At 67.5% G+C, this 23303-nt stretch carries 24 protein-coding genes and 3 tRNA genes; 13 read left to right on the forward strand and 14 right to left on the reverse strand.

From position 1 onward, the window contains the following. The first annotated feature begins 9 nt into the window (after window positions 1-9). From AC1DYD_RS20755 to AC1DYD_RS20765, 3 genes are read left to right on the forward strand one after another with little or no spacing between them, the layout of a single operon-like run. A complete protein-coding gene (locus AC1DYD_RS20755; RefSeq protein WP_478174642.1) occupies window positions 10-618 on the forward strand; it encodes a hypothetical protein in 609 nt (202 codons plus the stop codon). A gap of 49 nt (window positions 619-667) precedes the next feature. After that, a complete protein-coding gene (locus tag AC1DYD_RS20760; protein WP_478174643.1) occupies window positions 668-889 on the forward strand; it encodes a DUF4224 domain-containing protein in 222 nt (73 codons plus the stop codon). Then, on the forward strand, window positions 886-1980 hold the full coding sequence (locus tag AC1DYD_RS20765; protein ID WP_478174644.1) for a hypothetical protein: 1095 nt from the start codon (window positions 886-888) through the stop codon (window positions 1978-1980). The genes AC1DYD_RS20760 and AC1DYD_RS20765 overlap by 4 nt, the downstream gene beginning before the upstream one ends. 105 nt (window positions 1981-2085) lie before the next feature. Here AC1DYD_RS20765 and AC1DYD_RS20770 read toward each other — a convergent pair. The 9 genes from AC1DYD_RS20770 to folC form a co-directional block, all read right to left on the reverse strand. Beyond that, window positions 2086-2162 (reverse strand) — tRNA-Asp (locus tag AC1DYD_RS20770). A 70-nt stretch (window positions 2163-2232) separates the two neighbouring features. After that, window positions 2233-2308: transfer RNA gene (locus AC1DYD_RS20775), tRNA-Glu, on the reverse strand. Window positions 2309-2375: 67 nt separating this feature from the next. Continuing rightward, window positions 2376-2451, reverse strand: a tRNA-Ala gene (locus tag AC1DYD_RS20780). 33 nt (window positions 2452-2484) lie between these two features. Then, window positions 2485-3873 (reverse strand): glutamate--tRNA ligase, encoded by a 1389-nt coding sequence (gene gltX / locus AC1DYD_RS20785; RefSeq protein ID WP_478174645.1) that lies wholly within the window; start codon window positions 3871-3873, stop codon window positions 2485-2487. Next, a complete protein-coding gene (locus AC1DYD_RS20790) occupies window positions 3870-5093 on the reverse strand; it encodes an O-succinylhomoserine sulfhydrylase (RefSeq protein WP_478174646.1) in 1224 nt (407 codons plus the stop codon). The genes gltX and AC1DYD_RS20790 overlap by 4 nt, the downstream gene beginning before the upstream one ends. 10 nt (window positions 5094-5103) lie before the next feature. Beyond that, on the reverse strand, window positions 5104-6603 hold the full coding sequence (gene purF / locus AC1DYD_RS20795; RefSeq protein ID WP_478174647.1) for an amidophosphoribosyltransferase: 1500 nt from the start codon (window positions 6601-6603) through the stop codon (window positions 5104-5106). A gap of 12 nt (window positions 6604-6615) precedes the next feature. Further along, window positions 6616-7101 (reverse strand): CvpA family protein, encoded by a 486-nt coding sequence (locus AC1DYD_RS20800; RefSeq protein WP_478174648.1) that lies wholly within the window; start codon window positions 7099-7101, stop codon window positions 6616-6618. 14 nt (window positions 7102-7115) lie between these two features. Next, the gene (locus tag AC1DYD_RS20805; protein WP_478174649.1) at window positions 7116-7982 is read right to left on the reverse strand and encodes an SPOR domain-containing protein; all 867 of its coding nucleotides are present in this window, start codon (window positions 7980-7982) and stop codon (window positions 7116-7118) included. A gap of 92 nt (window positions 7983-8074) precedes the next feature. After that, on the reverse strand, window positions 8075-9370 hold the full coding sequence (folC, locus tag AC1DYD_RS20810) for a bifunctional tetrahydrofolate synthase/dihydrofolate synthase (RefSeq protein WP_478174650.1): 1296 nt from the start codon (window positions 9368-9370) through the stop codon (window positions 8075-8077). A gap of 46 nt (window positions 9371-9416) precedes the next feature. Here folC and AC1DYD_RS20815 point away from each other — a divergent pair, with 46 nt between their 5' ends. The 4 genes from AC1DYD_RS20815 (at window position 9417) to argG (ending at window position 12217) form a co-directional block, all read left to right on the forward strand. Continuing rightward, window positions 9417-9770, forward strand: a complete 354-nt coding sequence (locus tag AC1DYD_RS20815) for an ArsC family reductase (RefSeq protein WP_478174651.1) — start codon at window positions 9417-9419, stop codon at window positions 9768-9770. 78 nt (window positions 9771-9848) lie between these two features. Beyond that, window positions 9849-10406, forward strand: coding sequence for a hypothetical protein (locus AC1DYD_RS20820; RefSeq protein WP_478174652.1), 558 nt, complete (start codon window positions 9849-9851; stop codon window positions 10404-10406). Window positions 10407-10535: 129 nt separating this feature from the next. After that, complete coding sequence (gene ppnP / locus AC1DYD_RS20825) at window positions 10536-10859, forward strand: pyrimidine/purine nucleoside phosphorylase (protein WP_478174653.1); 324 nt, start codon at window positions 10536-10538, stop codon at window positions 10857-10859. A gap of 17 nt (window positions 10860-10876) precedes the next feature. Next, window positions 10877-12217 (forward strand): argininosuccinate synthase, encoded by a 1341-nt coding sequence (gene argG, locus AC1DYD_RS20830; protein WP_478174654.1) that lies wholly within the window; start codon window positions 10877-10879, stop codon window positions 12215-12217. Between the two features lie 224 nt (window positions 12218-12441). Here argG and murB read toward each other — a convergent pair whose 3' ends face one another. After that, window positions 12442-13494, reverse strand: coding sequence for a UDP-N-acetylmuramate dehydrogenase (murB, locus tag AC1DYD_RS20835; protein ID WP_478174655.1), 1053 nt, complete (start codon window positions 13492-13494; stop codon window positions 12442-12444). 81 nt (window positions 13495-13575) lie between these two features. Here murB and AC1DYD_RS20840 point away from each other — a divergent pair, with 81 nt between their 5' ends. Then, window positions 13576-14061, forward strand: coding sequence for a YajQ family cyclic di-GMP-binding protein (locus AC1DYD_RS20840; RefSeq protein ID WP_478174656.1), 486 nt, complete (start codon window positions 13576-13578; stop codon window positions 14059-14061). Between the two features lie 7 nt (window positions 14062-14068). Then, window positions 14069-14704, forward strand: a complete 636-nt coding sequence (locus AC1DYD_RS20845; RefSeq protein ID WP_478174657.1) for a retropepsin-like aspartic protease family protein — start codon at window positions 14069-14071, stop codon at window positions 14702-14704. Window positions 14705-14978: 274 nt separating this feature from the next. Here AC1DYD_RS20845 and AC1DYD_RS20850 read toward each other — a convergent pair whose 3' ends face one another. The 4 genes from AC1DYD_RS20850 to AC1DYD_RS20865 all read right to left on the reverse strand — a co-directional run bounded on the left by AC1DYD_RS20850 (window position 14979) and on the right by AC1DYD_RS20865 (window position 17755). After that, window positions 14979-15332 carry a RidA family protein gene (locus AC1DYD_RS20850; RefSeq protein WP_478115097.1) on the reverse strand — a complete coding sequence of 118 codons (354 nt, stop codon included), beginning with the start codon at window positions 15330-15332 and terminating at the stop codon, window positions 14979-14981. 16 nt (window positions 15333-15348) lie between these two features. Then, window positions 15349-15978, reverse strand: coding sequence for a glycerol-3-phosphate 1-O-acyltransferase PlsY (gene plsY, locus AC1DYD_RS20855; RefSeq protein ID WP_478174658.1), 630 nt, complete (start codon window positions 15976-15978; stop codon window positions 15349-15351). A 34-nt stretch (window positions 15979-16012) separates the two neighbouring features. Then, a complete protein-coding gene (locus AC1DYD_RS20860; RefSeq protein WP_478174659.1) occupies window positions 16013-16504 on the reverse strand; it encodes an aminoacyl-tRNA deacylase in 492 nt (163 codons plus the stop codon). Between the two features lie 189 nt (window positions 16505-16693). Then, window positions 16694-17755: an aldo/keto reductase gene (locus tag AC1DYD_RS20865; protein ID WP_478174660.1), complete on the reverse strand. Its 1062-nt coding sequence runs from the start codon at window positions 17753-17755 to the stop codon at window positions 16694-16696. Window positions 17756-17837: 82 nt separating this feature from the next. Between AC1DYD_RS20865 and AC1DYD_RS20870 the strand changes: the two genes are divergently transcribed. The 4 genes from AC1DYD_RS20870 to pepN all read left to right on the forward strand — a co-directional run bounded on the left by AC1DYD_RS20870 (window position 17838) and on the right by pepN (window position 23298). Then, window positions 17838-18755 carry an alpha/beta fold hydrolase gene (locus tag AC1DYD_RS20870; RefSeq protein WP_478174661.1) on the forward strand — a complete coding sequence of 306 codons (918 nt, stop codon included), beginning with the start codon at window positions 17838-17840 and terminating at the stop codon, window positions 18753-18755. Window positions 18756-18836: 81 nt separating this feature from the next. Then, window positions 18837-19941 (forward strand): peptide chain release factor 2 gene (prfB, locus tag AC1DYD_RS20875; protein WP_478174662.1). Its coding sequence is split into 2 segments (ribosomal slippage): window positions 18837-18917 and window positions 18919-19941, totalling 1104 coding nucleotides; the frame shifts between segments, so codons are not numbered across the junction. Further along, window positions 19941-20621, forward strand: coding sequence for an HAD family hydrolase (locus tag AC1DYD_RS20880; protein WP_478174663.1), 681 nt, complete (start codon window positions 19941-19943; stop codon window positions 20619-20621). The genes prfB and AC1DYD_RS20880 overlap by 1 nt, the downstream gene beginning before the upstream one ends. Further along, window positions 20608-23298 (forward strand): aminopeptidase N, encoded by a 2691-nt coding sequence (gene pepN / locus AC1DYD_RS20885; RefSeq protein ID WP_478174664.1) that lies wholly within the window; start codon window positions 20608-20610, stop codon window positions 23296-23298. The genes AC1DYD_RS20880 and pepN overlap by 14 nt, the downstream gene beginning before the upstream one ends. Window positions 23299-23303 lie beyond the last annotated feature (5 nt).

Consider the following 23303-nt stretch of genomic DNA (forward strand, 5'->3'; position numbering starts at 1 on the left):
CCAGACGCTATGAGAGACGAAGGCCGACCGGTTCGCATCGACGACATCTCCCACCAGCTCGCCATCATCAACCGCTTCCACGGAGCGACGAGCAGGCCCTACAGCGTGGCCGAGCACAGCCTTCTGTGCAGCGAGATCGCCGAGCGCGCGATGGCGAAGCCCATCACCCAGCTCGCGGCGCTGCTGCACGATGCCCACGAGATCTACACCAACGATCTCAGCTCGCCGGCGAAGACCGCGGTGAACTTCCGCAGCATCGCGGCCGGCGGCACGCGGGCGTGGGACGTGTTCGAGAAAGAGCATGCCAACGTGGTCCGCGCGCAGTTCGGAATCTCGACCGTGAGCCGCACGATGCACACAGCGCTGCGAAGCATCGACCTGGTCGCGCTGGCAACCGAGCGCCGCGACCTGCTGCCCTGGCGCGCGGACACGCACGCGCCGTGGGCAGTGCTCGGTGACGACCGCGACGACTGCATTGAGCCGCTGTACTGGATTCGGCTCGACACGCCGGAGCGCGAGGCGATGACGTGGCGGGATTGGCGGCAGCAGTTCCGCGATCGGTTCGACGAACTGGTGTTTCGACTCGAGCTCGACAGGAATGGTGAGGCGAGCGCATGAGCCAGGCCGCCGGTTCTGGAAGCACCCGCGCTGCAGGAAGCGAAAGCAAATGAGCAACATCGTGCTTTCCGCCGCGGAGATCCAGGCGATCACGCAGTACAAGGTGCCGACGATGCAGCTCAACGAGCTCCGCCGCCAGGGCTTCTACCGTGCGCGTATGGGACGCTATGGCATCGTGCTCGAGCGCGGCCACTACGATGCGGTCGTCGCCGGCCAGACGTCCGCGCCGATGAAGAAGACTCTGAACCTGCCGACCCTGAGGCTCGCATGATCAAGCCCCGTGCCAAGCCTGACGGCCTGCCCTTCCGCGTGTACGAGCGCTACGGGGTCCGGCTGTACAGCATCGGCTACAAGATGAAGTCCGGGCGCTGGGCGTTCCGCTTCAAGTGCTTGGTCGACGACGCCAACCAGATTCACAAGCTGCGCCGGCAAGCCATCGAGGAATCGACGCGCATCGTGGAGGACGTGCCCGTCGGCGGGTTCAAGGGCCTGGTCGACGCCTGGTTCGAATGGCAGGAAAAGCTGCCCGCGACATCCGGCAACAAGCGCGCCGATTCCACCATCGCCGAGAACAAGGAAGAAGCGAAGAAGCTCACCGAGGCCATGGGTCACCTGGAGGTGACCGAGATCACTCGCACGATGGGCTACGAGTACCTCGAGCACTACGAGCGCACCAGGCCGGTGAAGGCCAACAAGGAAATCGCCCTGGCGCGACTGATCCTCGAGTACGCGATCCGCAAGGGAATGATCGAGTCGAACCCCTTCGACCGGATCTCGCACAACAAGGTGGTCGCGGAGGCCAAGCGCTATGTCACCCACGACGAGCTCGAGATCGTGGTCGCGACTGGCCGCGTGCTCGGTGGCCCGTATCACATCATCGCGCTGGCTTTGAAGACCGCATGGCTGTGCGTGCGCCGATCGTTCGAGGTGCGCAAGATCTCACGCGACGCGATCACCGACAGCGGCATCGTGTGGACCGACTCCAAGGACCGGACGAAGCCGAAGATCCTGATCGAGTGGTCGCCGGACCTGCGGGAGACGATCGACGAGGTGCTCGCCATCAAGCGGAACGACCTGGCCGGCTCGTTCCTGCTGTTCGGCAACCTGCAGGGGCAGCGTTACACGAAATCAGGCTGGGGGAAGCTGCTGGGCACGCTCATGGCGACGGCCGAGGTGCATGCGGCGGCGCTGGAGTTGCCCTTCGAGCATTTCAGTCTGCAGGACTGCAGGCCCAAGGGCGTGACCGACAAGCTGGACCGGGGCGACAAGGACACCAAGGAGGCCACCTTGCACTCGAGCGACGCAATGATCACCCGGGTTTACGACCGCCGCCAGACGAAGAAGGCGACGCCGGCCGGCTGACGCATATTCCAAAGTCGGCCCGCTCGCCATTCCAAAGTCGAAGATTCGGGGCGACCCAGAAAGAGGAAAGCCCCTGCAAGTCATTGACTCACAAGGGCTTTTATCTGGCGGAGTGGACGGGACTCGAACCCGCGACCCCCGGCGTGACAGGCCGGTATTCTAACCAACTGAACTACCACTCCTGGTAGACAACGTTCACTCCAAAAGGAGCCAAGTGCTGCGACTTGTGCCGGCTTCACCTTGCGATGAAACTGGCGACCCTACGGGGATTCGAACCCCGGTAGCCACCGTGAAAGGGTGGTGTCCTAGGCCTCTAGACGATAGGGTCAAAACCTTAGGAACCGCGCTGCGATCAGCGCTTGTTTCTCAAACTCTTCTACAACTCGACACCATGTTGGTGGAGGTAAGCGGGATCGAACCGCTGACCTCTTGCATGCCATGCAAGCGCTCTCCCAGCTGAGCTATACCCCCCTGGGTGTCGAGCCTCAAATTATAGCCCGAAAATCAGGCTTCCTTCAATCTCTTCAAAATAGTTTCGCGTGAAAAAAGCGCGAGGACCGAATCGAGAGAAGGCGTCTGCGGGGTGCCCATCACGAGCACTCGCACCGGCATGGCGAGTGCCGGCATCTTGAGACCTTGCGCAACCAGCACTTCCTTGATGGCCGATGCGATCGCTGCCTTGTCCCAAGCGACGGCCGATAGTTTATCCGCAAGTTCGGCGATTGCCGGGCGCACCGCAGCAGAAATATGCTGCTCGCGATCGGCATCGCTCGGATGCACGTCGGCATAGAACGCAGCTGCCCATCCCGCGAGCGCGACGGTGGTGTCGCAGCGGTCCTTGAAGAGGCCGCAGATCGCGGGCAGGCGCTCGTCGGCCGTGATGCCGCGCTTGTGCAACTGCGCGGCCACCAGCGGCGCCAGCGCATCGTCGGCCATGGCCTTCAGGTGCTGCGCATTGACCCAACGCAGCTTGGTCTCGTCGAACTGCGCCGCGCTGCGGCCCAGGTGATCGAGGTTGAACCACTCGATGAACTGCGCGCGAGAGAAGATCTCGTCGTCGCCATGGCTCCAGCCCAGGCGCGCGAGGTAGTTGACCATCGCCTCGGGCAGGAAGCCTTCGTCGCGGAACTGCGTCACGGGCTTGGCGCCGTTGCGCTTGCTCATCTTCTCGCCCTGCTCGTTGAGCACGGTGGGCAGGTGCGCATACACCGGCGGCTCCTTGCCGAGGGCGCGGAAGATGTTGATCTGGCGCGGCGTGTTGTTGACGTGGTCGTCGCCGCGGATCACGTGCGTGATCGCCATGTCGATGTCGTCGACCACGACGCAGAAGTTGTAGGTCGGCGTGCCGTCGGGCCGCGCGATCACGAGGTCGTCGAGCTCGTCGTTGCCGATCTCGATGCGGCCCTTGACCTTGTCGTCCCAGGCCACCACCCCGCCCTGCGGATTGCGGAAGCGCAGCACCGGCTGCACGCCTTCGGGCACCGGCGGCAGCGTCTTGCCCGGCTCGGGACGCCAGGTGCCGTCGTAGCGCGGCTTCTCCTTCGCGGCCATCTGCTTCTCGCGCAGCGCGTCGAGCTCGGCCATGCCCATGTAGCAGGGGTAGACCAGGCCCGCGACCTGCATCTCGGCCAGCACCGCCTTGTAGCGGTCCATGCGCTGCATCTGGTAGAACGGACCCTCGTCATGGTCGAGACCCAGCCACTGCATGCCTTCGAGGATCACGTCGACGGCGGCCTGCGTCGAGCGCTCGACGTCGGTGTCCTCGATGCGCAGGATGAAGTCGCCGCCGGTCGAGCGCGCGAAGGCCCACGGGTAGAGGGCCGAGCGGATGTTGCCGAGGTGGATGAAGCCGGTCGGGGACGGTGCGAAACGGGTGCGGGTCTTCTGTGTCATGCGGGGGTGCTCAGGCCGGCTAGACCTCGCAGGAGGTCGGCCTTGATGTCTTCGATGTGGTCCAGCCCGACCGCCACGCGGATCAGGCCCTGGCCGATGCCGGCCGCCTGCCGCTGCACTTCGGTGAGGCGCCCGTGCGAGGTGGTGGCCGGATGGGTGATGGTGGTCTTGGTGTCGCCGAGGTTGGCGGTAATGCTCAGCACGCGCGTGCTGTCGATCACGTGAAAGGCGTTGGCGCGCGACGCTTCGGGGCCGCTGCCTTCGACGTCGAAGGACACGACCGCCCCGCCCAGTCCCGACTGCTGGCGCATCGCCAGTTCATGCTGCGGATGCGAGGCCAGGCCCGGGTAGTACACGCGTGCCACGCCCGGCTGCGCCTCGAGCCACTGCGCCAGCGCCAGCGCGCCGGCGCAGTGCGCCTGCATGCGGATGCCCAGCGTCTCGAGGCCCTTGAGCACGACCCAGGCGTTGAACGGCGACAGCGCCATGCCCGCGGTGCGCACCACCGGACCGAACACGTCGTTGATCAGTTTGGACGATCCGCAGATGGCGCCGGCCAGCACGCGGCCCTGCCCTTCGAGGTACTTGGTGCCCGAATGGATGACGAGGTCGGCGCCGAGCTCGGTCGGCCGTTGCAGCGCCGGCGAGCAGAAGCAGTTGTCGACCGCCAGCAGCGCGCCCGCGCCATGCGCGAGATCGGCCAGCGCGCGGATGTCGCAGACGTCGGTCAGCGGGTTGGTCGGCGTCTCGGCGAACAGCAGCTTGGTGCTCGGACGGATCGCCGCCTTCCATTCGGCAACGTCGGTCTGCGAGACGAAGGTGGTCTCGACGCCGAACTTGCCGAACTCGCGGCCGATCAGGTTCAAGGTCGAGCCGAACACCGAGCGCGAGCACACCACGTGGTCGCCGGCGCGCAGCAGGCCCATGCACATCATGAGGATCGCGCCCATGCCGCTGGAGGCGCCGATCGCGGCCTCGGTGCCTTCGAGCGCGGCCAGGCGCCGTTCGAAGCTGGCCACCGTCGGGTTCGACGTACGGGTGTAGGTGAAGCCCTCCTCGGTGCCGGCGAAGCGGCGCGCCGAAGTCTCGGCATCGGGCTGCACGAAGCTGCTGGTGAGGAACAGCGCTTCGGAGTTCTCGCCGTACTGGCTGCGCTCGAGCGCGGTGCGCACCGCGAGCGTGTCGCGGTGCAGCCCCGGGGGCAGGGATCGGTCGGTCACGCGGGATCCTTCAGCTGAGGTTGGGCAGTGCGAGGCGGGACGAGTCTTCCTCGGTCTCCTCGATGCGCGGACGGCTGCCGTTCATGCGCGTGATGGCCTCGGTGTCGATGTCGCCGGTGACGTACACGCCGTCGAAGCAGGAGGCATCGAAGCCGTCAAGCTTCGGGTTCAGCGAACCGATGGCGCGCTTCATCGCGTCGACGTCCTGGTAGATCAGCGCGTCGCAGCCGATCAGCTCGCGGATTTCCTCGACGGTGCGGTCGTGCGCCACCAGTTCGTCCTTGGTCGGCATGTCGATGCCGTAGACGTTGGGATAGCGCACCGGCGGCGCCGCGCTCGCGAGGTAGACCTTGCGGGCCCCGGCGTCGCGCGCCATCTGCACGATCTCGCGGCTGGTGGTGCCGCGCACGATCGAGTCGTCGACCAGCAGCACGTTGCGGCCCTTGAACTCGCTGGCGATCACGTTGAGCTTCTGGCGCACCGACTTCTTGCGCACGCCCTGCCCCGGCATGATGAAGGTGCGGCCGACGTAGCGGTTCTTGACGAAGCCTTCGCGGTACGGGACGCCCAGCAGGTGCGCCAGCTGCGTCGCGCTCGGACGGCTCGATTCGGGGATCGGGATGATGACGTCGATGTCGCTCGGCGGCACGGTCGAGATCACGCGCTTGGCCAGCGTCTCGCCGAGGTTCAGCCGCGCCTGGTAGACCGAGATGCCATCGAGCACCGAGTCGGGCCGCGCCAGGTAGACGAACTCGAAGATGCAGGGGTTGAGCGTCGGCGAGTCGGCGCATTGTTCGGCATGGACCTGGCCCTGCAGGTCGACGAAGACCGCTTCGCCCGGCGCGATGTTGCGTTCGAACACATGGCCCGAGCCCTCGAGCGCGACCGACTCGCTGGCCACCATCACGGTGCCGTCGGCACCGCGGCCCATCGCCAGCGGACGGATGCCGTAGGGATCGCGGAAAGCCAGCAAGCCGTGGCCGGCGATCAGCGCCACCACCGCGTAGGAGCCGCGCAGGCGACGCTGGGTGTTGCGCACCGCCTCGAACAAGGTGGCCGAATCGAACAGGCCGCCACGGGTGGCGCGGTCGAGCTCATGGGCCAGCACGTTGAGCAGCACCTCGGAGTCGCTCTCGGTGTTGGTGTGGCGGTGGTCGGTGGAGAACAGCTCGGCCCGCAGCGCATGCGCATTGGTCAGGTTGCCGTTGTGCACCAGCACGATGCCGAAGGGTGCGTTGACGTAGAAGGGCTGCGCCTCTTCCTCGCTGTAGGCGTTGCCGGCGGTCGGGTAGCGCACCTGGCCGAGGCCGATGTCGCCCGGCAGGCCGCGCATGTTGCGAGTCCGGAAGACATCGCGCACCATGCCCTTGGCCTTGTGCATGAAGAACTTGCGCTCCAGCAGCGTCACGATGCCGGCGGCATCCTGGCCGCGGTGCTGCAGCAGCAGCAAGGCGTCGTAGAGCAGTTGATTGACGGGAGCGTTACTGACAACGCCGACGATTCCACACATGAAGCGATCCTCTCAGGGCAGGTAGCTTGCCAACTTATCAGGCAGCGCGGGTTTCAGGCCCTGCAATGCCGCATCAAGAACAATGGCGCTGCGCGATCCGTGCCACCAGGCACTGTCGCTCAACGCCAGCAAATGAACACACACGGCGACGGCCAGCATCGCCACCGCGCCGCGCGCCACGCCGAAGACGCCGCCGAGGATCCGGTCCACCGGCCGCAGCCCGATCGCCGCCACCAGCTTGCGCGTGAGCGCCGCCAGCATCCCGACGCCGAATGCCACCCCGACGAACACCCCCACGAAGCCGGCGGCATAGCGCCAACTCGCGGCCGGTTCGCCAAAAGGCAGCCAGCGCCCCACGTCCTCGGCCAGCCACTGGGCAACCACGAAGGCCACGACCCACCCCGCCAGCGAAATCACCTCGAACACCAGTCCGCGCACCAGGCCCAGCAGCATCGACACCACGAGCAGCGCGACGGCGATCCAGTCGAGCGTGGCCACGTCGATCCGCGAGCCTACAAGCTGAGGACGGCAGCCGACAAAGACAAGCCCTTGACCTTGGCCGCAGCGCGGTCGGCCTCGGCGCGGTTGCCGAAGGGACCGACACGCACCCGCGTGCGCTCGCCGTCGGCCGTCTTCGCGACACTGGTATAGGTCTTGAGGCCGGCCTTTTCAAGCTTCTGACGCACTTCGCGTGCCTTGTCCGCATCGGCGAAGGCACCGACCTGGACCACGAAGCGGCCGTTCTCGTCGGCCGGCTTGGCGGCAGCGGCTGCCGCCACGGCGGTCGGCTTGCCCTCGAGCAGCGCACGGGCGCGGGCGGCTTCATCGGTCGCCGCGGTCTTCGGCGCCGCGGGCTTGGGCTCCGGCTTGGGTTCCGGCTTGGGCTCGGGTCTGGCCTCGGCCTTCGGCTTCGGTTCGGGTTTCGGCTCGGCCTTGGAGACCGGCTTGCTCTCGGGCGCAGGTGCGGGTTCGGCCGCCGGCACCGACGACGCCACCTTGCCCTCTGGAATCTCGCTGCCGTCGGCTGCCTCGGTGATCATGCCGCCGCCCGACGAGGCGGGCGCGGCGGCGGCCGGCTTGCCGGCAGCCGGCTTGTCGGTGCTTGGAGCGGCCGGCGCCGGGGGCGTCGGCAGCGCCAGCGGCTTGGCCTTGTTGCGGTCGGGAATCTCGATCGGAATGTCGACCGAGATCGGCCGCGGCTGGGTGTCGAACAGCAGCGGGAAACCGATCACGCCGATCAGCACCAGGACCGCGGCGCCCAGCAGCCGGTGGCGTGCCCGGCGACGCAGCGCCTCGATGCTCTCCGCCGGCGCGGCGGCGACGGTGCTTCGCCCTTCGTTGCCTTGAGGACCGCGGGTGCGGAACTTGAAGAACGCCATGAAATTCGTTTTCCTGAGGGGGTGCTGCGTGCGGTTGAAACGGGAGGAAACGGGGGGGAATCGGGGGTAAGGGCGCCGGGATTCAGGCTGTTTCAGGAGCCGGGGGACAGGTGCCTGGCGCCCAGACGGGGTGTTCCGTGCTCGAGCACACCACCCACGGTGAAGAACGATCCGAAGACCACGATTCTATCAGCGGGGTCGGCGCGATCGATGGCGGCCTGGAGCGCTTCCATGGGGTTGCCGTGGACGCTGGCCGAGACATCCCTGCGCTTGTTCTGGGCCTGCCAGCGGACGATCAGGTCGTCGGCCCTGGCGGCCCGCGCGGTCGGCAGGTCGGTGAAGTACCAGCGGTCGATCATCGGCCCGATGCGGGCGAACATCGGTGCCAGGTCCTTGTCGGCCATGACGCCGAAGACCGCGTGGGTGGTCGGATAGAAGCCCATGGCGTCGAGGTTCTCGGCCAGCGCGGCCACCGCGTGCGGGTTGTGCGCAACGTCCAGCACCAGCGCCGGCTCGCCCGGGACGATCTGGAAGCGGCCGGGCAATTCGACCATCGCCAGCCCGTTTCGCACCGCCTGGGCGGTGATCGGCAGCCGCTGCCGCAGCGACTCCAGCGCCGCCAGCACACCGGCCGCGTTGACCAGCTGGTTGGCGCCGCGCAGCGCCGGATAGGCCAGCCCGCTGTAGCGCCGGCCGCGGCCGCTCCAGCCCCATTGCTGTTGGTCGCCCATCACGTTGAAATCGCGGCCGACGCGCCAGAGGTCGGCGCCGATGGCTTGCGCGTGGTCGACCACGCTCTGTGGCGGCATCGGGTCGCTGACGATCGCCGGCCGGCCGGCGCGCATCACGCCGGCCTTCTCAAAGCCGATGCTCTCGCGGTCGTTGCCGAGGAATTCCATGTGGTCGAGGTCGATGCTGGTGATGACGGCACAGTCGGCATCGACGATGTTGACCGCGTCCAGCCGGCCGCCCAGGCCGACCTCGAGGATCGCGGCATCGGGCTTTGCCGCGGCGATGCACAGCAGGATCGCCAGCGTGGTGAATTCGAAGTAGGTCAGCGGGACTTCGCCCCGGCCCTGCTCGACCTGTTCGAAGAAAGGCGCCAGCGCGGCGCCGTCGACCTGCTCGCCCGACAGCCGCAGCCTCTCCTCGAAGCGCACCAGGTGGGGCGAGGTGAACACCGCGGTGCGGTAGCCCGCATGCGTCAGGATCGACTCGAGCATGGCGCAGGTCGACCCCTTGCCGTTGGTGCCGGCCACGGTGATGACCGGGCAGTCGAAGGCCAGGCCCAGGCGCTGGGCGACGGCGCGGACCCGGTCCAGGCCGAGCTCGATATTCTTGGGATGCAGGTGCTCGGCGTGCGCCAGCCAGTCTTCTAGGGTTTTCATGGAGCCGCGAATTGTCGCCGACCGGCGCCGCGGGCATCATCGCCGCATGACAACCCTCTACGGCATACCGAACTGCGACACCGTCAAGCGCGCCCGCGCCTGGCTCGACGACCATGGCGTCGCCTACAGCTTCCACGATTTCAAGAAGGGCGGCGTGCCCGAGGCCGAACTCGACCGCTGGCTCGCCGCGCCCGGCTGGGAGGCGCTGGTCAACCGCCGCGGCACCACCTGGCGGCGCCTGGACGACGCCACCCGCGAATCGGTGGTCGATGCGGCCTCGGCCCGCGCGGTGCTGCTGGCGAATCCCAGCCTGATCAAGCGGCCGGTGGTCAACTGGGGCGCCGGACGTGACGTCACAACCGGGTTCGACGCCACCGAGTGGGCAAGCCACGCTTTGTAAACGCTGGAACCCCGGGGGCCCAAAGGCCTCCAACCGGGTTGCGAGGGCGCCCCGCCCCGGGAATTCAGGAGATCCGACATGAACAACAGAAGCTTTCGTACCGCGTCCGCCCTGTCGCTGCTGGCCGCACTGGCCGGTTTCGGCACGCTGGCCCAGGCCGAGCAGGTCCAGGCACGGGTGATCACGAGTTCACCCGTGACCGCATCGAACGGCAGCATCCGCTACAACGTGACCTACGAGTACGCGGGCCGCCAGTACAACACGCGCGTCAGCAACCCGCCCGGCGCCAGCATCTGGGTCGATTCGACCCAATACGGCTTGGCCACGCCGCTGCCGGTGGCGCCGCAGCCCCAGATGGCCGCCGGCCCGGTCGATGGCCCCCCGCCGCAACAGGACTGGAGCAACGTCGTGCCCGAGCCGGGCCTGGTGGTGTCGGGTGGCGGTGCCCCGGCCCCGGTCTACGCGCCGCCGGCAGCGGTCTATGCCCCGGCCCCGGTCTACGTGCAGCCGGGCCCGGTGTACTACCCGGCACCGGCGTACTACCCGGCGCCCGCCTACGCCTACCCGCCGATCGGCATCTCGCTGGGCTTCGGCTACTCGCGCGGCTGGGGCGGAGGCTACGGCCGCTGGCGCTGATCCCCAGTTCGGGCCGGAAGGCCGGCCGGCAAGCCTAAAATCAACGGCTTTGCCAACCCAATCGGGCGCGTTTCCTCAGAACGCGCCTTTTGCTTGCCGAAACGCGAGCAATGCCAGGCCTTTCTACCCATGAGCACAACCGAAACCCTCCAGAGCGCCACGGTCTCGACCAAGGCCAACGTGTACTTCGACGGCAAGTGCGTGAGCCACAACCTCACGCTGGCCGACGGCAGCAAGAAGTCGGTCGGCGTGATCCTGCCCTCGACCCTGACTTTCAATACCGGCGCGCCGGAAACCATGGAAGGCGCCGGCGGCCGATGCGAGTATCTGCTTGCGGGCAGCACCGAATGGGTGGCCTCGGGCGCGGGCGAGAAATTCAGCGTGCCGGGCAACTCCAGCTTCCAGATCCGCGTCAGCGGCGAGCCCTACAGCTACATCTGCCACTTCGGCTGAACCGGAAACCTACGCGCATGTCCTCCACCATCCTCCAGAACGTTCCCGCCGGCCAGAAGGTCGGCATCGCCTTCTCCGGCGGCCTCGACACCAGCGCCGCGCTGCACTGGATGCGCAACAAGGGCGCGATTCCCTACGCCTACACCGCCAACCTCGGGCAGCCCGACGAGCCCGACTACGACGAGATCCCGCGCAAGGCGATGCTCTATGGCGCCGAGAAGGCGCGCCTGATCGACTGCCGCACCCAGCTGGCCGCCGAAGGCATCGCCGCGCTGCAAGCCGGCGCCTTCCACGTGACGACGGCCGGCCTGACCTACTTCAACACCACGCCGCTGGGCCGCGCGGTCACCGGCACCATGCTGGTGTCGGCGATGAAGGAGGACGACGTCCACATCTGGGGCGACGGCAGCACCTTCAAGGGCAACGACATCGAGCGCTTCTACCGCTACGGCCTCTTGACCAACCCGGCGCTGAAGATCTACAAGCCCTGGCTCGACCAGACCTTCATCGACGAGCTCGGCGGCCGCAAGGAGATGTCGGAGTTCATGCAGAAGGCCGGCTTCGCCTACAAGATGTCGACCGAGAAGGCCTATTCGACCGACTCGAACATGCTGGGCGCCACGCACGAGGCCAAGGACCTCGAGTTCCTGAACAGCGGCATGAAGATCGTGCAGCCGATCATGGGCGTCGCCTTCTGGAAGGACGAGGTCTCAGTCCCGCGCGAAGAGGTCCGCATCCGCTTCGAGGAAGGCCGTCCGGTCGCCCTCAACGGCGTCGAGTACGCCAGCCTGGTCGACCTGCTGCTCGAAGCCAACCGCATCGGCGGCCGCCACGGCCTGGGCATGAGCGACCAGATCGAGAACCGCATCATCGAGGCCAAGAGCCGCGGCATCTACGAGGCCCCCGGCCTGGCGCTGCTGTTCATCGCCTACGAGCGGCTGGTGACCGGCATCCACAACGAGGACACGATCGAGCAGTACCGCGACAGCGGCCGCCGCCTCGGCCGCCTGCTCTACCAGGGCCGCTGGTTCGACCCGCAGGCCATCATGCTGCGCGAGACGGCCCAGCGCTGGGTGGCGCGCGCGGTCACCGGCGAGGTCACGGTCGAGCTGCGCCGCGGCAACGACTACTCGATCCTCGATACCGAGAGCCCCAACCTGACCTATGCGCCCGAGCGCCTGTCGATGGAAAAGGTCGAGGACGCGCCCTTCAGCCCGCTGGACCGCATCGGCCAGCTGACGATGCGCAACCTGGACATCGTCGACACGCGCGCCAAGCTGGCGATCTACACGCAGACCGGGCTGCTGTCGTCGACCCAGGGTGCATCCCTGCCCCAACTCAAGAACGACAAGGAATAGGCTCGCCCCCAGGTCGGGCTCACTGCGTGTAGCCCTCCCACCCCCTGCCGGGGGCAACACCAGCGGCCCGGCAAAGCCGGTTCCGCGGTGGCACTGTTGCTCGCCCCCAGGTCGGACTCACTGCGTGTAGCCCTCCCACCCCCTGCCGGGGGCAACACCAGCGGCCCGGCAAAGCCGGTTCCGCGGTGTTCCACGAAGGGGCCGGCGCTTCGCGCGGCCGGTGGTCAGACCACGACGGGTTCGGGTTCGAGGCGAATCCCGAAACGCTCATAGACGCTGGTCTGGATCGCCTTGGCCAGCGTCATCACCTCGCCACCGGTCACCGGATTGGCCGATCCGCCGCGGTTGACCAGCACCAGCGCCTGGCGCTCGTAGACAGCGGCGTTGCCCACCGACTTGCCTTTCCAGCCGCAGGCATCGATCAGCCAGCCGGCCGCCAGCTTGATGCTGCCGTCGGCCATCGGGTAGTGCACGATCTTCGGGTCGCGGGCAATGATGTCGGCGCACTGCTCCGGCGTCACGGTCGGGTTCTTGAAGAAGCTGCCGGCGTTGCCGAGCACCCGCCAGTCGGGCAGCTTGGCGCGGCGGATGGCGCAGATCCAGTCGAAGACGTCGAACGCGCCGGGCTGGAAGTTGCCGGTCTCGTCCATCTTGCGCTCGAGGTCGAGGTAGCCCAGCACCGGCTTCCAGGGCTTGGGCAGCCGGAAGCGCACCCGCGTGATCAGCGCCCGGCCCGCCAGCCCGAAATCGTTGTCGCCGCTGGCCACGTGCTTGAACACCGAATCGCGGTAGCCGAAGGCGCACTGGGCCGCATCGAGCGTGAAGGCGCGGCCGGTCTGCAGATCGATGGCGTCGAGCGACTCGAAACGGTCCTGCAGCTCGACGCCGTAGGCGCCGATGTTCTGCACCGGCGAGCCGCCCACCGTGCCCGGGATCAGCGCCAGGTTCTCGAGGCCCGGAAAGCCCTGGTCGAGCGTCCAGTGCACCGTGTCGTGCCAGACTTCGCCGGCCCCGGCCTCGACGATCCAGGCCCGTGCGGTCTCCTCGACCAGCCGCAGGCCCTTGATCTCGACCTTGAGCACCAGCGGCTTGACGTCGCCGGTCAGCACGATGTTGCTGCCGCCGCCCAGCACGAACTTGGGCGCGTCGCGCCATTGCGCGTCGGCCAGCAGCGCCGCGACATCGGCCTCGCCGGTGATGCGCGCCAGGTGCTGGGCGCGCGCGACGATGCCGAAGCTGTTGTGCTGCTGCAGCGGTACGTTGTGCTCCACGATCATGGGAGAATTGTCGCATTCGCACGCCGCGCGAACCCGTGCGCGGCCTATTCCTTTTCTTGTTGCTGCCGGAGCCTTTACCTCATGCCGTCCTTCGACACCGTTTGTGAACCCAACTTGCCCGAGGTCAAGAATGCGGTCGAGAACACCGCCAAGGAGATCGGCACGCGCTTCGACTTCAAGGGCACCGCGGCCGCGGTCGAGCTCAAGGACAAGGAGATCACCCTGATCGGTGACGCCGAGTTCCAGCTCGTCCAGGTCGAGGACATCCTGCGCGCCAAGCTGACCAAGCGCAGCGTCGACGTCCGCTTCCTCGACAAGGGCGACGTCCAGAAGATCGGCGGCGACAAGGTCAAGCAGGTCATCAAGGTCAAGAGCGGCATCGAGTCCGAGACGGCCAAGAAGATCCAGCGCCTGATCAAGGACAGCAAGCTCAAGGTGCAGGCCGCGATCCAGGGCGATGCGGTGCGCATCACGGGCGCCAAGCGCGACGACCTGCAGGCGGCAATGGCACTGATCAAGAAGGACGTGCCCGACATGCCGCTGACCTTCAACAATTTCAGGGACTGATGGCCCGATGAAGGCGCTCATCCCGCTGCTGCTCGCCGCAGCCTGCAGCTTCGCGCAGGCCCAGTCGGTGACGCTGACCGGCACCATCGGCAACCGCGCGATCCTGATCGTGAACGGCGGGGCGCCCAAGACACTGGCGGTCGGCGAGACCTTCCAGGGCGTGAAGCTGGTCTCGATGCAGGGCGAACAGGCGACGATCGAGGCCGGCGGCAAGCGCGTTGCGCTGCGCATGGACACGCCGGTGAGCATCGGCGGTAGCGGGTCTTCGAGCGGCGGCACCCGCATCGTGCTGCCGGTGAGCAGCGGCGGGCACTTCATGGCGCAGGGCGCCATCAACGGCCGTGCGGTCAGCTTCATGCTCGACACCGGCGCCACCACGATCGCGATGTCGGCCGCCGATGCCCAACGCATCGGGCTCGATTTCAGCAAGGGCCAGCCGGTGCGCATGAACACCGCCAACGGCATCGCGCCGGGCTATCGCCTGCGGCTCGCCTCGGTGCGGGTCGGCGACGTCGAGGTCTTCGACGTGGAGGCCATCGTCTCGCAGCAGCCGATGCCCTACATCCTGCTGGGCAACAGCTTCATCAGCCGCTTCTCGATGCGCCGCGACGCCGACCAGATGGTGCTCGAAAAACGGTTCTAGGCTCGCCCCCAGGTTGCGCGGCACTTCGTGTCCGGGCGCCCACCCCCTACCGGGGGCAACACCAGCGGCCCGGCGAAGCCGGTTCCGCGGTGTTTCACCAACGGGCCTGGCTGCGCCGGCCGATAGGGGAGAGGCGCCCGGTGCTTGTTCTCCGGCGGCGCGCAGCGCCCGCCTGTTCGTGGGCAGTCGCGGAACCGGCTTCGCCGGGCCGCTGACTGCGCCCCCGGTAGGGGGTGGGCGGGCTACACGAAGTGAGCCCAACCTGGGGGCGAGCTCAGGCCACCGCTGCGGTCACCACGATCTCGATCTTGTAGCCCTGCTTGGCCATCGCGGCCTGCACGGTCGCGCGCGGCGGCGTGTTTCCGGCCGGGATCCAGGCGTCCCAGACTTCATTCATCGCGGCGATGTCCGTGATGTCGGACAGAAAGATCTGCGTCATCAGGATGCGCGATTTGTCGCTGCCGGCCTCGGCCAGCAGGCGGTCGACCATCGCCAGCACCTGCGCGGTCTGGCCCCGGATGTCCTGCGACAGGTCGTCGGGCACCTGGCCCGCGAGGTAGACCGTGCCGTTGTGGACCGCGGTCTCGCTGAGACGCGGACCGACGTGGAAGCGCTGGATGGAGGCCATGAAATGTTCCCTTCTGCTATTTCTTGGAGCCCAACCGGGACTCGGTGCCGGCCGCCAGTCGGCGGATGTTCTCTCGATGGCGCCAGATCAGCAGCAGGCTGATCGACACCAGCACCAGCAGCACCGCGAGGTCGAGCGGCCAGGCGATCTGGCCGCCGATCAGGTAGTAGGCCGGGGCGAAGAAGGCAGCCACGACCGAGGCCAGCGACGAGTAGCGGAAAAAGACCGCGATGATCAGCCAGGTGACGCCGGTCGCCAGGCCCAGCAACGGCGCGATGCCGACCAGCGCCCCGGCCGCGGTCGCCACGCCCTTGCCGCCCTGGAAGCTGAAGAACACCGGGTAGAGGTGGCCAAGGAAGGCCGCCAGCCCGGCCACCGCCGCGGTCCCGGGGCCCAGGTCCCAGGCGGCACCGAACTGCTGGATCAGGAACACCGGCAGCCAGCCCTTCAGCGCATCGAGCAGCAGCGTCGCCAGCGCGGCACCCTTGTTGCCCGAGCGCAGCACGTTGGTGGCACCCGGGTTCTTGCTGCCGTAGCTGCGCGGATCGGCCATGCCGAGCGACTTGCTGACGATCACGGCGAACGAGAGCGATCCGAGCAGGTAGGACAGGACGATCGCGATCAACGAGGGGAAATAGGAACTCACGGCTTCTCCGGGCGCCTCCGTTCGAGGCAACCGGCTATTCTGCCAGCGCGCACTGCACCGGCTTGGCACCGAGCAGACTCAGGCAGACCTGGGGGTCGATGCCCACCAGGTAGCCGCGGCGCCCGCCGTTGATCGCGATGCGCGGCAGTTCGAGGATGGTCGACTCGACGTAGACCGGCATCGCGCGCCGCGTACCGAAGGGCGAGGTGCCGCCGACCAGGTAGCCGCTGTGCCGGTTCGCGACCTCGGGCTTGCAGGGCTCCACCGACTTGGCGCCGATCTGCCGTGCCAGGTTCTTGGTCGATACCGTGCGGTTGCCGTGCATCAGCACGATCAGCGGCTTGGCGTCCTGGTCCTGCATCACCAGCGTCTTGACCACCATGAAGGGGTCGAGGCCGAGCACCTCGGCGCTGTGCTGCGCACCGCCGTGCTCGAGGTAGTCGTAGGGATGCTCGGTGAAGGCGATGCCGTTCGCCCGCAGCAGCTGGGTGGCGGGGGTTTCGGAGACGTGGGTCTTCTTGGCCACGGGTTTCTAGTCAGTTGAGGACAGAGCAAAAACTGCTGCGCAGTTTGTTGGTCTGTCCCGCAAGGTCTCAGCAGGTCGAGGACAGAGCAAAAACTGCTGCGCAGTTTGTTGGTCTGTCCCGCAAGGTCTCAGCAGGTCGAGGACAGAGCAAAAACTGCTGCGCAGTTTGTTGGTCTGTCCCGCAAGTTCTCAAGCCGCCGGATCGCGCAACTCCCAGCGGATCTTGTCGATCTCGGCCAGCAGCTCGGGCGACAAGGTCGTGCCCCAGGCATCGAGGTCCTCGTTCAACTGCGCCACCGAGGTCACGCCGATGATCGTGCTCGCCACCTGCCATTTGGTGTAGCAGAAGGCCAGCGCCATCCGCGTCGGCGTGAGCCCGTGCTCGCGGGCCAGCGCGTTGTAGCGGCGCGCCGCCTTCAGCGCATCGGGACGGCCCCAGCGCTGCTTGCGCACCGATTCGTAGCTCGAGATGCGGGCGCCCTTGGGCGCGTCCGGTCCCTCGGTGCCGCCCAGGTCGTACTTGCCGGTCAGCAGGCCGAAGGCCAGCGGCGAGTACGCCAGCAGCGAGACGCCGAGCCGGTGCATGGTCTCGTCGAGCCCGTTCTCGGCCGCGCGGCTGACCAGGCAGTAGACGTTCTGCACCGTCGCCACGCGCGGCAGGCCGTGCTGCTCGGCCAGCCGCACGAACTCGTGCACGCCATAGGGCGTCTCGTTCGACAGGCCGATCGCACGCACCTTGCCGGCCTTGACCAGCTTGCCCAGGGCTTCGAGCTGATCGTGGATCGGGGTGGTCGAGGTCTCGCGCTTCGGGTCGTAGTAGAGCTGGCCGAAGGCCGGCACGTGGCGCTCGGGCCAGTGGATCTGGTAGAGGTCGATGACGTCGGTCTTGAGCCGCTTCAGACTGGCCTCGCAGGAGGCGGCGATGTCGGCCGGCGTCATGCCGCTGCCCTCGCGCACCCAGGGCATGCCGCGCGACGGGCCCGCGACCTTGGTCGCCAGCACGATCTTCCGCCGCGCGCCCGGGTTCTTCTCGAACCAGCGGCCGATGATGGTCTCGGTGGCCCCGAAGGTCTCCTTGCGCGCCGGCACCGCGTACATCTCGGCGGTGTCGATGAAGTCGATGCCGCGTTCCAGCGATCGATCGAGGATGGCATGGGCGGTGGCCTCGTCGACCTGCTCGCCGAAGGTCATGGTGCCGAGGCAGATCGGCGTCACGTGAAGGTCGCTCCGACCGAGTTGGATTTTTTGCATGGCCGAAATGCTACCCGTTGCGGCGAAGACCTGTCTTGCAGTCGACTGCGCCGCCCGGCCGGGGTCCTTATCATCGGATTCGATGTACCAAGCCCTCCGCCCCTCGCGCAGCGAATTCGTTCCCGTCCGCCACCTGAGCTACCACGTGCGCCTGTGGGGCGAACCGTCCACCACCCGCCCGCCGCTGGTCATGATGCACGGCTGGATGGATGTCGCGGCCTCCTGGCAGTTCGTGGTCGACGCACTGGCCGAGGAACGATTCGTGGTCGCCGCCGACTGGCGCGGCTTCGGACTCAGCGAGGGCGGCAAGGTCGACAACTACTGGATGCCCGACTATCTGGCCGACCTCGACTGGCTGCTGGACCACTACGCCGGCGACACCCCGGTCGACCTGGTCGGCCACAGCATGGGCGGCAACGTGGTCATGCAGTACGCCGGCGTGCGTCCGCAGCGCGTGCGCCGCCTCGTCAACCTCGAGGGCTTCGGCATGCCGGCGCTCAAGCCCGAGCAGGCGCCCGAGCGCTTCGGCAAGTGGATCGACGAACTCAAGCGCCTGCACCGCGGCGAAATGGCGCTGGCCGGCTACCCGGCGGTCGACGGCGTGGCGCGCCGGCTCATGAAGACCAACCCGCGCCTGACGCGGGACAAGGCCGATTGGCTGGCCGCCCACTGGTCGGCTGCCCGGCCGAATGCCGAGGGCGAAGAGCGATGGGAAATCCTCGGCGACCCGGCGCACAAGATCATCAACGCCAACCTGTTCCGGATCGACGAGGTGCTGGCGCTGTACGCCGCCATCCGGGCGCCGCTGCTGGCCGTCGAGGCCTCGGACGACAGCCTGGGCCAATGGTGGAAGGGCCGCTACACGCTGGACGAATACCACGAGCGCCTGAAGAGCGTGCCCGATGCGCGCATCGCGCGGGTCGACGACGCGGGGCACATGCTGCACCACGACCAGCCCGCCCGCGTGGCCCGCTTGATCGAAGAATTCACCTCCTCCTGAGCGCTCTCCCCCCTCTCCGGAACCGGGCCATGCCGGGCATGAGAAAATACGCGGTTTCCCCGAACACCGTCAGGACACCCCATGGATGCAGAGCAAATCAACCAAATCGGCGCAACTCTCGCGGACCTGAGCGCCCGCACGGTCGATTTACGGAGGTATCTTTGACTACGATGCCAAAGCCGAACGCCTGAGGACGGTCAACGCGTCGCTCGAAGACCCGAACGTCTGGAACGACCCCAAGAAAGCCCAGGAGCTGGGCAAGGAGAAGAAGGCGCTCGACGACGTCGTGGTCACGCTCGACCGGCTCACCAGCGGCCTGTCGGACAACACCGAGCTGTTCGAGATGTCGAAGGAAGACGGCGACATGGATGGCCTGCAGGCGATCGCCGATGACGGCGCCAAGCTCGAAGCCGACATCAAGCAGCTCGAATTCCGTCGGATGTTCAACAACCCGGCCGATCCGCTGAACGCCTTCGTCGACATCCAGGCCGGCGCCGGCGGCACCGAGGCCTGCGACTGGGCCAGCATGCTGCTGCGCCAGTACTTGAAGTACGCCGAGCGCAAGGGCTTCAAGACCCAGATCGAGGACGAGACCCCGGGCGATACCGCGGGCATCAAGGGCGCGACCATCAAGGTCGAGGGCGACTACGCCTTCGGCCTGCTGCGCACCGAGACCGGCGTGCACCGGCTGGTGCGCAAGTCGCCCTTCGACTCCTCGGGCGGGCGCCACACCAGCTTCGCGAGCATCTTCGTCTATCCGGAAATCGACGACTCGATCGAGATCGACATCAACCCGTCCGACGTGCGCACCGACACCTTCCGCGCCAGCGGCGCCGGCGGCCAGCACATCAACAAGACCGACTCGGCGGTGCGCCTCACGCACATCCCGACCGGCATCGTGGTGCAGTGCCAGGACGGCCGCAGCCAGCACAGCAACCGCGACGTCGCCTGGAAGCGGCTGCGCTCGCGCCTGTACGACCACGAGATGCGCAAGCGCCAGGAAGAGCAGCAGAAGCTCGAGGACAGCAAGACCGACGTCGGCTGGGGCCACCAGATCCGCAGCTACGTGCTGGACAACAGCCGCATCAAGGACCTGCGCACCAACGTCGAGATCTCGGCGACGCAGAAGGTGCTGGACGGCGATCTCGATGCCTTCATCGAAGCGTCGCTGAAGCAGGGCGTCTGATGCAGACCCGCAAGGTGGAAGCCCTGATCTTCGACATGGACGGCACCATGGTCGACTCCATGCCCTGGCACGCCAAGGCATGGGTCGAGTACGGCGTGCGCCACGGGATCGAGATCGACGTCCCGCACTTCATGCGCCGGACCACCGGCCGCACGGCCTTCGAATGCGCCTGCGAGCTCATGGGCCGTGAAGTGAGCGAGGCCGAGAGCGCCGAGATCACGCACCGCAAGGAATCGATCTACCGCGAGCTCTTCGGCGCCCGGTTCCGCGAGGTGCCCGGCTTCAGCGCCTTCAACCGGGCCGCGGTCGCGCGCGGGCTGAAGGTGGCGGTCGGCACCGCGGGCGACAAGCACAACATCGCCTTCACGATGTCCAAGCTGCGGCCCGACCCGGCGCCGCTGGCGATCGTGGGCGGCGACGAGGGGCTGCCCGGCAAGCCGCAGCCGGCGATCTTCCTCGAGGCCGCACGCCGCATCGGCGTGGCGCCCTCGCGCTGCATCGTCTTCGAGGATGCGCCCTTCGGCATCGAGGCCGCGCACCGCGGCGGCATGCGCGCAGTGGCCGTCTGCACCACCCACAGCGCCTCCGAACTCGCAGGGCCCCATGTCATCGCGGCCGTGCGCGACTACGACGAACTGAACAACTCAAACTTCCTGGAGACACTCGATGCTGCAGCGTGATGCCCAAGGCCAACCGATCGCGATCCGTCGCGAGGACTACAGCGCGCCGGCCTACTGGATCGACACGGTCGAGCTGACCTTCGATCTCGACCCCGCCAAGACGCGGGTGCTCAACCGCATGCGGCTGCGCCGCAACCCCGAGGTGGCGCCCGAGCCGCTGCGCCTCGACGGCGACGAACTGAACCTGGCGCGCGTGCTGGTCGACGGCCAGGGCGCATCGTTCCGCATGGAAGCCGAGCAGCTGGTCATCGACAGCCTGCCCGACGCCTTCGAGCTCGAGATCTTCACCACCTGCTGCCCGATCAAGAACACCAAGCTCATGGGCCTGTTCGTGAGCGAGGACACCTTCTTCACGCAGTGCGAGGCCGAGGGCTTCCGCCGCATCACCTACTTTCTCGACCGCCCCGACGTGATGGCCAGCTACACGGTGACGCTGCGCGCCGCCAAGGCCGCCTATCCGGTGCTGCTGTCGAACGGCAACCTGGTCGAGCAGGGCGAGCTGCCCGAGGGCCGCCACTTCGCCAAGTGGGTCGACCCCTTCCGCAAGCCCTGCTATCTGTTCGCACTGGTGGCCGGCAAGCTGGTCGCGCGCGAGCAGCAGATCAAGGCCCGCAACGGCCGCGAACACCTGCTGCAGGTCTACGTGCGCGCCGGTGACCTCGACAAGACCGAGCACGCGATGAACTCGCTGATCAACTCGGTGCTGTGGGACGAAGCCCGCTTCGGCCTGCCGCTGGACCTCGACCGCTTCATGATCGTCGCCACCAGCGACTTCAACATGGGCGCGATGGAGAACAAGGGCCTGAACATCTTCAACACGAAGTACGTCCTGGCCAACCAGGCCACCGCCACCGACGCCGACTACGGCAACATCGAAAGCGTGGTCGGCCACGAGTACTTCCACAACTGGAGCGGCGACCGCGTGACCTGCCGCGACTGGTTCCAGCTCTCGCTCAAGGAAGGCCTCACGGTCTTCCGCGACCAGGAGTTCAGCCAGGACCTGTCCGCCGAGCCTTCCGCGCGCGCGGTCAAGCGCATCGAGGACGTGCGCGTGCTGCGCACCGCCCAGTTCCCCGAGGACGCGGGCCCGATGGCCCATCCGGTGCGGCCCGACAGCTACATCGAGATCAGCAACTTCTACACCGTCACCATCTACGAGAAGGGTGCCGAGGTGGTGCGCATGATGCAGACGCTGGTCGGCCGCAAGGGCTTCGAGCGCGGCATCACGCTGTACTTCGAGCGCCACGACGGCCAGGCCGTGACCTGCGACGACTTCGCCCAGGCCATCGCCGACGCCAACCCCGACACCGAGCTCTCGCGCCTGCTGCCGCAGTTCAAACGCTGGTACAGCCAGGCCGGCACGCCGCGCCTCGCGGTCCACGGCGTCTACGACACGGCGTCGCGCAGCTATACGCTCAGCTTCGTGCAGAGCTGCCCGCCCACCCCGGGCCAGGCGACCAAGGAACCCTTCGTGATCCCGGTCAATCTGGGGCTGCTGAGCGCGGATGGCCGCGAGCTGCCGGTGCAGCTCGAAGGCGAGGCCGAGGCCACGCAGGGCACGCGCACGCTGGTGCTGACACGCGCCGGCGAGCAATACACCTTCGTCGGCCTCGATGCCGAGCCGGTGCCCTCGATCCTACGCGGCTTCAGCGCGCCGGCGATCCTCGACTACAACTACACCGACGCCGAGCTGCTGACGCTGCTGGCCAACGACCCCGATCCGTTCAACCGCTGGGAAGCCGGCCAGCGGCTGGCACTGCGCGCCGCGCTTCGCGCGATCGCGGAACCGGCGGTGGCCGGCGAGCAGCCGCTCGACGACGCCTTCGTCGATGCGATGCGCAGCGTGCTGCGCCATCCGAAGCTCGACGCCGCCTTCAAGGAACTGGTGCTTACGCTGCCCTCGGAGACCTACATCGCCGAGCAGCTCGAAGTGGTCGACCCGCAGCGCGTGCATGCGGTGCGCGAGGCGATGCGCGCGCAGCTCGCCATCGCGCTGTTCGCCGACTGGGAGCAGACCTACGAGCAGAACCACGACACCGGCGCCTATGCGCCCGACCCGGTCTCCTCGGGCCGCCGTGCGCTGGCCGGCATCGCCCTCACCCACCTGTGCCTGGCGGCGCGGGCCTCGGGCGACGTGGTCTGGCCGGGCAAGACGCTGCAGCGCTTCAAGGACGCCGGCAACATGACCGACCGCTTCAACGCGCTCAACGCGCTGGTGTCCGCCGGCCATGCACTGGCGGCGCAGGCGCTGGCGCGCTTCCACCAGATCTTCAAGGACGAGGCGCTGGTGATCGACAAGTGGTTCTCGCTGCAGGCCGGCGCACCCGACCGCGGCGGCGACATCCTGCCGCTGGTCAAGCAGCTCATGAAGCACCCGGACTTCTCGATCAAGAACCCGAACCGCGCCCGCAGCGTGATCTTCAGCTACTGCAGCGCCAACCCGGCGGCCCTGCACCGCCCCGACGCGGCCGGCTACGTGTACTGGAGCGACCGCGTGATCGAGCTCGACGCCATCAACCCGCAGGTCGCAGCCCGCCTGGCGCGTGCGCTCGACCGCTGGAGCAAGCTGGCCGAACCCTACCGCAGTGCCGCCCGCGAAGCCATCGCCCGCGTGGCCGCGCGGCCCGACCTGAGCAAGGACACGCTCGAGGTCGTCAGCCGCGCGCTGTCGATCTGACCCCT

It is taken from the genome of Variovorax sp. P4_B11 (genome assembly GCF_056402355.1).